This window comes from Microbacterium sp. LRZ72, from assembly GCF_033792225.1.
Classification (GTDB): Bacteria; Actinomycetota; Actinomycetes; order Actinomycetales; family Microbacteriaceae; genus Microbacterium.
In genome coordinates this window covers 38,861-49,359 of the sequence record NZ_JANGEX010000018.1, presented here as the reverse complement: position 1 = coordinate 49,359, position 10,499 = coordinate 38,861, and the positions used below count along the sequence as shown (strand labels likewise).

9 protein-coding genes are annotated in these 10,499 nt (G+C 71.4%); 6 read left to right on the top strand and 3 right to left on the bottom strand.

What is annotated here, in order from left to right; genetic code table 11:
* Positions 1-117 precede the first annotated feature (117 nt).
* Together M4I32_RS14155 and M4I32_RS14150 are read left to right on the top strand one after the other, a co-directional pair.
* Positions 118-645 (top strand): DUF6328 family protein, encoded by a 528-nt coding sequence (locus M4I32_RS14155; RefSeq protein ID WP_319035125.1) that lies wholly within the window; start codon positions 118-120, stop codon positions 643-645.
* On the top strand, positions 642-1,442 hold the full coding sequence (locus tag M4I32_RS14150) for a carbon-nitrogen hydrolase family protein (RefSeq protein WP_319035123.1): 801 nt from the start codon (positions 642-644) through the stop codon (positions 1,440-1,442). The genes M4I32_RS14155 and M4I32_RS14150 overlap by 4 nt, the downstream gene beginning before the upstream one ends.
* A gap of 22 nt (positions 1,443-1,464) precedes the next feature.
* Here M4I32_RS14150 and M4I32_RS14145 read toward each other — a convergent pair whose 3' ends face one another.
* Entirely contained in the window at positions 1,465-2,667 is a 1,203-nt protein-coding gene (locus M4I32_RS14145; RefSeq protein ID WP_319035122.1) for an aminotransferase class I/II-fold pyridoxal phosphate-dependent enzyme, read from the bottom strand.
* Positions 2,668-2,814: 147 nt separating this feature from the next.
* Between M4I32_RS14145 and M4I32_RS14140 the strand changes: the two genes are divergently transcribed.
* From M4I32_RS14140 to M4I32_RS14130, 3 genes are all read left to right on the top strand, one after another.
* Positions 2,815-4,278, top strand: a complete 1,464-nt coding sequence (locus M4I32_RS14140) for a S1C family serine protease (protein ID WP_319035121.1) — start codon at positions 2,815-2,817, stop codon at positions 4,276-4,278.
* Between the two features lie 97 nt (positions 4,279-4,375).
* A complete protein-coding gene (locus M4I32_RS14135) occupies positions 4,376-5,662 on the top strand; it encodes a CDP-glycerol glycerophosphotransferase family protein (RefSeq protein ID WP_319035120.1) in 1,287 nt (428 codons plus the stop codon).
* Positions 5,659-7,122 (top strand): CDP-glycerol glycerophosphotransferase family protein, encoded by a 1,464-nt coding sequence (locus M4I32_RS14130; RefSeq protein ID WP_319035119.1) that lies wholly within the window; start codon positions 5,659-5,661, stop codon positions 7,120-7,122. The genes M4I32_RS14135 and M4I32_RS14130 overlap by 4 nt, the downstream gene beginning before the upstream one ends.
* 13 nt (positions 7,123-7,135) lie before the next feature.
* Here M4I32_RS14130 and M4I32_RS14125 read toward each other — a convergent pair whose 3' ends face one another.
* Positions 7,136-8,161: a glycosyltransferase gene (locus tag M4I32_RS14125; protein ID WP_319035129.1), complete on the bottom strand. Its 1,026-nt coding sequence runs from the start codon at positions 8,159-8,161 to the stop codon at positions 7,136-7,138.
* Between the two features lie 136 nt (positions 8,162-8,297).
* Here M4I32_RS14125 and M4I32_RS14120 point away from each other — a divergent pair, with 136 nt between their 5' ends.
* Positions 8,298-9,584, top strand: a complete 1,287-nt coding sequence (locus tag M4I32_RS14120) for a CDP-glycerol glycerophosphotransferase family protein (RefSeq protein ID WP_319035118.1) — start codon at positions 8,298-8,300, stop codon at positions 9,582-9,584.
* On the opposite strand, the gene M4I32_RS14115 is transcribed toward M4I32_RS14120, so the two are convergent.
* Positions 9,581-10,462 carry a hypothetical protein gene (locus M4I32_RS14115; protein ID WP_319035117.1) on the bottom strand — a complete coding sequence of 294 codons (882 nt, stop codon included), beginning with the start codon at positions 10,460-10,462 and terminating at the stop codon, positions 9,581-9,583. The two genes, M4I32_RS14120 and M4I32_RS14115, sit on opposite strands and share 4 nt — an antisense overlap.
* Positions 10,463-10,499: the final 37 nt, after the last annotated feature.

Below are 10,499 nucleotides of genomic sequence, written 5' to 3'. Positions count from 1 at the left end.
CCATAACGATCCCTGTCCTACCCCGTAATCACGCCGCTAGATCGAGATCCCATCCACACTTTTTGGCCTATAGCCCGGCGGGTTGCCGCTCCGTGGCGCCACCGCGAAGATGGGAGCATGACCGGGATGGAGCATGGGACGCCTGGCCGTCCGCGCCCGACCGGCGAGGGGCGCGACGAGACCGAGACCGAGCGCTACGACCGCAACTGGATCGAGGTGCTCCAAGAGCTCCGCGTGCTGCAGACCGGCACGCAGATCCTCACCGGCTTTCTGCTCGCCCTCGCGTTCCAGCCGGCCTTCAGCGACCTGACCTCCGGCCAGCGCAACTTCTACCTGTTCCTGGTCGTCACCGCGGCCGTCAGTGCGATCATCGCCCTGGCGCCGGTCGCGCTGCACCGGACGCTCTTCCGGCGTCGCGCGAAGCGCCATACGGTGGCGTACGGCCATATCTCGCTGATCACCGCACTGGTCACCGTGTCGGTGCTCGTCGTCGGCGTGGTGGCCTTCATCTTCGACTTCGTGCTGGACTCCCGCGCCGCGGCGCTCGTCGCGGTGTGCCTTGCCTCGGGCATCGTCGTCCTCTGGGTCGCAGTGCCCGTCGGCTGGCGATTCCGCGAGCGGGCGGAGAGAGGGCGGCGATCATGACGGATTCGGTCGGCATCGCCGTCGCGCAGTTCGCGCCCACGGCGGACAAGGCCGTCAATCTCTCGCGAATCGGCGAGCTGACCCGAACCGCCGTGCAGCGGGGCGCGCAGGTCGTCGTCTTCCCCGAGTACGCCAGCTATTTCGTCGACCCGTTCGATGCGAGCCTGCGTGAGAACGCCGAGCCGGTCGGCGGGGCGTTCACGGAAGCGCTCATGGACCTCGCGGCCGAGGTGGGCGTGATGATCGTGGCCGGTCTGGTCGAGACGGCCGACGACGATCGGGTGCGCAACACCCTGGTTGCCGTGGATGCCGGCGGCGTGCAGGCGGTCTATCGCAAGCTGCACCTCTACGACGCGTTCGGGCAGCGAGAGTCCGACTGGATCGCGCCCGGCGAGATCGCACCGCCGCAGACCTTCGAGCGCGGCGGGCTGCGTTTCGGGCTGCAGACGTGCTACGACCTTCGATTCCCCGAGGTCACGCGACTGCTGGCGGATGCCGGAGCCGACGTCGTGCTCGTTCCCGCCGAGTGGGTGCGTGGGCCGCTCAAGGAGCACCACTGGCGCACGCTGCTGCACGCCCGCGCGATCGAGAACACCGTGTACGTGGCGGCGGCGGATCATCCACCGCCTCTGGGCGTGGGGCACAGCACGGTCGTCGATCCGCAGGGCGTCGCCGTGGCGGCGGTGGGCACCGGCACCGACGTCGCGGTGGCGTTCGCGGACGTGGATGCCGTCGCCCGCGTGCGTCGGATCAATCCCGCGCTCGCGCTGCGACGCTTCGGCGTCGAGCCGCGCTAGGAAAGCGGCCGAGGGTGCGCACTCAGCGGGGGAGCGCCGCCAGCCGGCGCGCGGCCTCACGCAGGGTGTCCTCGCGCTTGCACGCGGCGAAGCGCACGAGGCTCGCGTACTCGGCGCGATGCTCGGGACGGACGAACGCCGTGACCGGGATGGCGACCACGCCGGCGAGGTCGGGGAGGCGACGGCAGAACTGCTCGGCGTCGGCAACACCGAGCGGGGCGGCATCCGCGATCGTGAAATAGGAGGCCGCGGGCGTGGTCGTCGTCAGTCCCGCCTCGACCAGGGCGGCACCGAGCAGATCGCGCTTGCGTCGCAGGTCGTCGGCGATCCCGTCGAAGTAGGCGTCTGCGAGTCCGAGCCCCCGGGCGATGGCGGGCTGGAAAGGCGCCCCACCCGAGTAGGTGAGGTACTGCTTGACGGTCGTGACCGCCGTGACCAGTTGCGGAGGACCGCAGACCCAACCGATCTTCCAGCCGGTGACGGCGAACGTCTTGCCGGCCGACGAGATCGTCAGGGTGCGATCGGATGCCGCCTGGAACGTCGCCATCGGCCGATGCCGGCCCTCGAGCACGAGGTGCTCGTACACCTCGTCGGTGACGATGACGGCGTCGTGCCGTTCGGCGAGGCGGGCGATCTGCTCCCGGATCTCGTCGGGCAGCACGGTGCCCGTGGGATTGTGCGGATCGTTGACGATGATCACGCGGGTGCGGTCGGTGACGGCGTCCTCGAGTCGATCGCGGTCGGGGAGGAAGTGCGGCCAGCGCAGCGGCACGGTCACCAGTCGCGCGCCCGCCAGGGCCACGAGGGCGGCGTAGGCGTCGTAGTATGGCTCGAACACGACGACCTCGTCGTCGGGCCCCTCGATGAGGGCGAGCAGCGCCGCGGCGAGGGCTTCGGTCGCCCCCGCGGTCACATTCACCTCGGTCTCGGGGTCCACGTCCAGTCCGTAGAACCGGCGCTGGTGCCCGGCGATGGCCTCTCGGAGCGCAAGAGTGCCGCGGCCGGGCGGATACTGGTTGGTCCCGGCGGCGATGGCCTCGCGTGCGGCTTCGAGCACCTCGGCCGGCCCCTGCTCGTCGGGGAAGCCCTGGCCCAGATCGATCGCCCCCGTGGCGGCGGCCAGCGCGCTCATCTCACCGAAGATCGTGGGGGCGACATCACCGGACGGGGAGAGCAACCCGGCGCCGCTCGCGGCACGTCTCCAGGCTCCCGATACGTCGCGCACTCGCGTCGTCCTCCCCGTCGAACCCCGCGGAACGACCGCGCTCCAGGCTAGGCCACCGGACTCGCATAGCCGAAATGCGGGCGCGTCATAGGAATCCCACAGGGTGCGGGGGGAGGGTGGACCCAGTCTTAATCGAAGGAGCATCAGATGAGCGACACGCAGCATCCCGACGCCAACGACCCGCGCGGCGAGTCCGACCAGACTCCGGTGTACCCGCCCCGCCCGCCGCTGCCGCCCACTGCGGCCTCAACGGCGCACGAGACGGCGCCCACCGGCTCCTCCCCGACCCCGCAGATGCCGTCGCAGCAGGTGCCCCCGCAGCAGGTGCCCCAGGCGCAGGCGACGCAGCCCACCCAGCCGTACACGTCGGCGACGTTCGCCTCCGCATCCGGCACAACCCGTACCGCGAACACCGCGAAGGTGGGCGGGGCGAAGGTCGCCGGATTGATCGTCGCCGCGGCGCTCGTGGGCGGCGCATCCGGTGTCGGCGGCGCTTACCTCGGCTCGCAGCTCTGGGCACCCTCGACCACGGTCGTCGCCGGTGAAGCCGGGGGAGCGGTGACGGTGAACAACACGGATGACGTCACCGCGACGACGGGCATCGCCGCCAAGGTCGTGCCGAGCGTCGTCACGATCGAGGCGTCGGACGCGAACGCGGGGGCCGGCGGCAGCGGTTCCGGTGTCGTGCTCTCGGAGGACGGCTACGTGGTCACCAACACCCACGTCGTCACGCTCGGCGGCGCATCGGGGTCCGCGGAGGTCCGGGCGACCGCATCCGACGGGCGCATCTACGGTGCCGAGATCATCGGGACGGATCCGGTCTACGACCTCGCCGTGATCAAGCTCGAGGATGCATCGGGCTTGACCCCGATCGACTTCGCCGACTCGTCGCAGCTCAACGTGGGTGACCAGTCGGTGGCCGTGGGCGCACCCCTCGGGCTGTCGAACACCGTCACGACGGGCATCGTCAGCGCGCTGAACCGGAGCATCGAGATCTCCTCGGCGGCCGCTCCGGACTCGGGCGAGGAACAGGGCGAGGAGGACGGCAACTCACAGGGCCCGTTCCAATTCGACATCCCGGGCCAGGAGAGCGCTCCGCAGAGCGCCGAGTCGATCAAGATCTCCGCGATTCAGACGGATGCCGCCGTCAACCCCGGCAACTCCGGCGGGGCTCTCGTGGACGGCGACGGCAATCTGATCGGCATCAACGTCGCGATCGCCTCCGCCGGTTCGTCGGACGGATCGGGCTCCATCGGCGTCGGGTTCGCGATCCCCTCGAACATCGTCGAGCGGGTGACCGCCGAGATCATCGAGACCGGTGTGGCCACGCACGGTCTGCTTGGCGCGACCGTCGTGCCCGCCAGCATGATCGAGGACGCCTCGATCGCCGGTGCGTACATCGACTCGGTGACCCCCGGGGGCGGTGCCGAGAGCGCGGGTCTGCGCGAGGGCGACGTCGTCACGGCGTTCGACGGCCTGCCGGTCACCGACGCGGTCGACCTGACCGCGCTCGTGCGAGCCGCTGCCGGCGGCTCGGACGTCACGGTCACGTTCGTCCGGGACGGAGAGACGCAGCAGGTCGAGGCGACCCTCGGGTCGCTCGGCGAGTAGAACTTGGGGCCAGGCGCCCGCGGCAGCAGCCGCGGGCGCCTTTTCCCTGCCCGCGGCGGCATCCGTTCGTGCGCGCAGCGAGGTAGGCTCGGGCCGCGTGGGGGAGAACATGGCAGCCTTCTCGTTCGCCGCCGGCAACGCGGCCAAGCTGGCGCGTATCCCCATCTACCTCCTGGGCAGGCTGGCGACGGCGCTGATTCCGCGTCGCCGCGATGCATGGGTCGTCGGGTGCGCGGTCGGCGTCGCCGACGGCGCGCTGGCGCTGTGGCGGCAGGTCGAGCGCGACGGGCACCCGGCTCTCTGGCTGACGACCACCCCGGCGCAGGACGAACAGGCACGGGCGGCGGGGATTCCCGCGGTGCGAGCCTATTCGCCGCGAGGCTTCTGGGTCACCGCCCGGGCGCGCGTCATCGTCGTCACGCACGGTTTCGGCGACGTCAACCGCTATGCCGTCCACGGCGGCTTCATCGTCCAGCTCTGGCACGGGATCCCGCTCAAGCGCATCGGGCTGGACTCGCCCGCGACCGTGCGCAGCAGCATCCTGCCCCGTTCCCGCGCGATGCGGGCGATGCTGCGCGCGCTCTATCGGGGCACCACGCGGCGCATCTGCCTCATCCCCGCCGCATCGCACCTGGTGCGGGGACGCCTCGAGTCGGCGTTCGGCCTGGACGACGAGCGGGTGCCGGTCGTCGGCGAGCCGCGCACCGACGTGCTGAGCGAAGGGGCGCCCTCGGAGCGTCGCGAGCGAGCCCGTGCGCTCGTGACGGAGGCGGTGGGGGCATTGCCCACACCTCGCTCCCGGATCGTGCTGTACGCGCCCACCTGGCGCGACGGAACGCCTGATCCGGCGGTGCCGACCCCCGGGCAGTGGGAGGGCCTCGTCGCCGCCCTCGAACGCGCGGATGCGGTGCTGCTGGTGCGGTCCCATCCCCTCGGCGGCGGCGACTACACGCCGCCCCGGGCGACGGATCGCGTGCGCGCGCTCGGCAGCGATCTTCTTGCCGACCCGACCCCCGTCCTCGCCGGTGTCGACGTGCTGGTGACCGACTACTCGTCGCTCGTCTTCGACGCCGCCCTCGTGCCCCTTCCGGTCGTGCACGTGGCACCGGATGCCGCGGACTACGCCGTGCAGCGCGGCTTCTACGGGCGATACGAAGACATCGCCGGGACGGATTCGCCCGCGGACTGGGACGAGGCGGTGCCGGTGATCGAGGAGCTGCTCCAGGACAGGACCGCGGACGCCGTCGCACGGCATCGTTCGCGAGAGCTGAGCGAACGCGTGCATGCGTTCCGGGACGGCGGCAACGCCCGTCGCGTCTACCGTGCCATCCTGAGCAGGACGGGGATTTCCCCGCGTGCACCGGCGACGAGAGGGCAGGAATGACCACGGCGCGATGGCAGACCGATGGCGCGGCGGCTCTCGAGATCGCGGGTGAGGGCGAACGCCCCGAGAGCGTCGAACTGGTGGGGCGGCGCGCGCGGGTCAGTGCACGTCTGACGGGCGGGGGAAAGACCTGGCGAGCCCGGATTCCGCTCGAGACGAGTCGCTGGGGCGGTCCCGTCCTGCCGCTGCCGTCGGGACCGTACCGCCTCACCGTCCGCTGGCCCGGTGCCGATGCGCAGCCGCTGCAGGCGCCGCCGCTGCCGTTGACCGTGCTCGAAAGGATGCGTGCCGCCTGGGATGGTGCGGGCGTCGTGCAGATCGGACCGCCCGTCGACCCCGCCTACGACTCCGGGGAGGGTCAGGACGCCCTGGAGCGGCGATATGCCGGTGCCCGCGACCCGCTCGAGAACGCGGTCTTCTTCGAGAGCTTCTACGGGAGGAATATCTCGTGCAACCCCCGGGCCATCGACGCCGAACTGGCGAGGGTCGCGCCCGGCGTCACCCGGTACTGGAGCGTCGTGGACCTCTCGGTACCGGTGCCCGAGGGCGCGGTCCCGGTGATCGAAGGCAGCCCCGAGTGGTGGCGTGCGAGGGGCGCTGCGCGCCTGCTCGTCGTCAACGACTGGCTGCGGCGGCGGTTCGTGCGTCGCCCCGGGCAGCGGGTGCTGCAGACGTGGCACGGCACCCCCCTGAAGCGATTGGCGCTGCACCGTCCGGGTTTCGCCCCCCGGCGCGCAGTCGCGGTCGTGCGCGAGGCGCGGCGGTGGGACGCGTTGCTTGCGCAGAATCCCTACAGCGCACGCGTTCTGAAGCGCGCCTACGCGTTCCTGGGCCGGCCCGTGTGGGTGGAGGGCTATCCCCGCAACGACGTGCTCGTGCGCGGGGACGGAGGCCGCACGCGCCGGCAGCTCGGCATCGGCGCCGACGAGCGGGTGCTGCTGTACGCCCCGACCTGGCGGGACGATCGTGAGCAGATCGTCGACTTCGTCGACCCTGCCGTCCTCGCGCGTGAGGCCGATGCCGTCGTCCTCGTGCGCGGTCACTCGAGGACCCTGCAGCCGGGCGAGGACGCGGTGGGCCCGCGGGTGATCGACGTGACGGCATTCCCCGACATCGCGCTTCTCTTGACGGCGGCGGACGCGCTCATCACGGATTACTCGTCGGTGATGTTCGATTTCTCTGTGACGGGCAAGCCCATGTACTTCCTCGTCCCCGACCTGGATCACTATCGGGGGCAGCTGCGCGGGTTCTACTTCGATCTCGGCGAGCGCGCCCCAGGTCCGATCGTGCACTCGCAGAGCGAGCTCGTCCGGGCACTCGGCGACGAGGGACTCGCAGACCTCTTCGCGCCGCGCTACGAGGCGTGGCGCCGTGCGTTCAACGCGCGAGAGGACGGCCACGCCGCCGAGCGCGTCGTTGCGCGGCTGCTCGATCAGGGATTCGTCGCGCGCTCCGCCTGAGGCGCGCGTCGGTTCACGGCAGCGGTGTGTTGCGATCGCCCAGCCGAGACGTGTCGACGGTGCCGCGGGCACCACGCACGATGCCCGCGATGAAGCCCAGCCCCCACGCCACGTGCATCGTGGGCAGCACGATGAGCGTCCACAGCTTGTCGCGGGCCCCCGAACCGCCCGCCGGGCCGGCGGCGACGACGATGATGAGCAGCAGGTAGAGCGCCACCGGCACGTACGCGACGGAGGCGATGAGGGCGGGGATGCCGGCGAGCACAGCGGTCGCCTGCAGCACGCCGACAGCCAGCGCGAGCAGCACGAGGAGCACGAGGGCGGGCGGGGCGAAGAACCGCAGCGAGTTGCGGCGCCCGAAGCGCCGCACCAGCTCTCCGCGCCACGAGCCCGTGGCCACGAACTGACGGGCGAGGCGTGACCAGCTCTCGCGCGGCCAGTACGTGACGGCGAGAGCGGGATCGAACCACACCCGGTAGCCCGCCGTGCGGATGCGCAGATTCAGCTCCCAATCCTCGCCGCGCCGGATGCTCTCATCGAACAGGCCGACCTCGTCGAGCACCGCCCGTCGCATCACGCCCAGGTAGGCGGATTCCGCCTCGCCCTCCGGCGCGCCGACGTGGTAGGCGCCCCCGCCGAGGCCGATGCGCGAGTTGTAGGCCCGCGCGACGGCGCGCTGGAACGGGGAGCGCCCGTCGGCGCGCATGACACCGCCGACGTTGGCCGCTCGCGTGCGCTCGAGTGCGGCGAGCGCGTGGCGGGTGTATTCGGGGTCGAGCTCGGAATGCGCATCGACGCGGACGATCGTCGGGTATGCGCTCGCGCGGATGGCCGCATTCAGGCCCTTCGGGATATCGGCGTCGGGGTTCTCTACCAGCGTGATGCGCTGGTCGCTGTCTGCGAGGGCGGCCGCGAGAGCCGTCGTGCCGTCGTTCGACGGGCCCAGTGCCAGGATCAGCTGCATCGGCTGGTCGATGCGCTGCGCCAGCACCGTGCGCACGGCCCGCTCGAGATAGTCCCGCTCGTTCAGCACGGGCATCACGTACGAAACGCCGGACCGGGGAGGCACCGCGGGGGCGTCCCGTCGTGGTGGCTCCGCGCCTCCGGCACCGTCGACCTGCATCCGACGATCATGCCACGCCCGGCCGCCCCTGCCCCTTGGGTAGGGTGGGCGCGTGGGACTGGTCTCTGACGCACGCAAGGCCGGGGCGCTGCTTCGCAAGGCGGCCGCCTCCCGTTCGGCCGTTCGCAGTGTGCGACGCACGCTGGCCCAGCGTCCGCCGCATCCCGCGCACCACTACCGCATCGCGGTCTACTTCGCCGATGGCGCGGTCAACATGTACCAGATCAGGCAGTGGTACAAGCCGCTCGCCGATCTCGCGCGCCGGTGGCCGGTCGTCGTGCTCTCGCGATCCGCCACCGGCGCGCAGGCGATGCTCGCCGAAGACGCGCCGCCGATCGCGTTCGTGCCGACCGTGCGCGATCTCGAGCACTTCGTCTCCGAGCAGGACATCCGCGTCGTGTTCTACGTCAACCAGAACACGCGCAACTTTCAGATGTTCCGCTACGGCCGGCGCTGGCACGTCTTCATCAACCACGGCGAGTCCGACAAGATGTACATGACGACGAACCAGTTCAAGGCGTACGACTACGCCTTGATCGCGGGGCGCGCGGCTCGAGAGCGGCTTGCTCGTGTGCTGTGGGACTACGACCTCGATGCGCGGACCATGCAGATCGGGCGACCTCAAGCCGACCACTACGGCGGCGCCCTGCCGTACGACCGAGACGACCGCACCGTGGTGCTGTATGCGCCGACCTGGGAGGGTGACCGCCCCTCGGCGCACTACGGTTCGATCCGCACACACGGCGAAGCGATGGTCGCCGCTCTGCTCGCGACGGGTCGCCATCGTGTCATCTACCGCCCGCACCCCCGCAGCGGCGTCGTGGATGCGGCCTACGGCGCTGCGAACCGGCGGATCATCCAGGCGCTCGCGGCGGCGAACGCGGAGGATCCGCGTGCGCAGCACGTCTACGACGATGGCGCCGACCTGGGGTGGCAGCTCGTCGCGGCGGATGTCGCGGTGGTCGACATCTCGGCGATGGTCTACGACCGTCTGGCGGCGGGCAAGCCGCTGCTGGTGACCCGGCCGGTCGACGAACGCGCGAGCGTCGACACGCACGGCTACCTCTCGGACTGCGAATGGCTCGACGCGGACGATGCGGGCCGGATCGCCCGCGAGGTCGACCGGGTGCGGGCCGACCCTGCGGCGACGACGCGCCTGGCCGCGTGGGTGTCCCACTACTTCGGCGACACGAGCCCGGGTGCGCCCACCGCCGCGTTCCAGGACGCCGTCGAGGAGCTGATGGACGCGTGGGATCAGTGGCACGAGCGTGCCGAGGCCCGCGGCGAGCCGGAGCCGCCCGAGGACGAGGCGGACCTCGACGAGACGACGGGGATCTAGGGCCGCTGACGTCGCCGTGCGGCGTCCAGTCCCCGGCCGGCCGCGGAGAGGGCGCCCGTCACGGCCGAACCGAGGTGCCGCGCTCCGCGTGCGGTGGGGGCGCCGAGACGGGCGTCGGCGGCGGGCTCCAATTCCCCGGGCATGGATGCGGGGGGAAGCCCGAATGCGCGGCGCGAGCCGACGAGCACGCGCCGCCCGAGAATGTTGTTGCCGACGCCGCCGATGGCCGCACCGACGCCGAAGGGCAGCGCCTTTCCCAGCCATGAGGCACCGCCGCGGGCCGCGAACTGGCGGATGAAGCTCGACTTGAGCCGGTCGACGAGGGGACCCAGGGCCGCCCTCGGCAACGTCTTGGTGACCATCTCGCCCCAGTAGGCCGAGCGGGTCCCGCCGCGCCCTGACGCCTGCCGCGCGAGCTGGGAGACGAGATCGATGCCTTCGCGTCCCAGCATGAGGGTGAGCACGAGAGCCCGCGCACGGTCGGGATCCTCGACCGCGATCCCGTGCACCTCGGCCACGGACTGCGCGAACAGCGTCGTCGATTCGAGAAAGCCGACCGTCTCGACGCCGGAGAGAGCCAGCGTGACGCCGGTGCCGATGCCCGGCACGACGGCCGTCGCTCCGACCGCCGCCCCGCCGGTGGTGACGGCCGCGAGGTAGCGCCGCTCCAGCACCCGCACGATGTCCGCGGGCGTCGCGCGCGGGTTGCGGACGCGGATGCTGCGGATGTGTGCGACGACGAGGGGCCGCTGGATCGTGAGAACGCGATCCAGCGTCCGGATCACACGCGGGTGCTCCTCGGATCCCGCGGGCGGCAGCCCCCGCTCCCAGGGCGCGTCGCCCGGGAGGGAGTGGATCGTGTGCACCTTTTCGGCCATCGCGCCCGATTCTAGAGATCGGTGCTGGGAAGCCTCT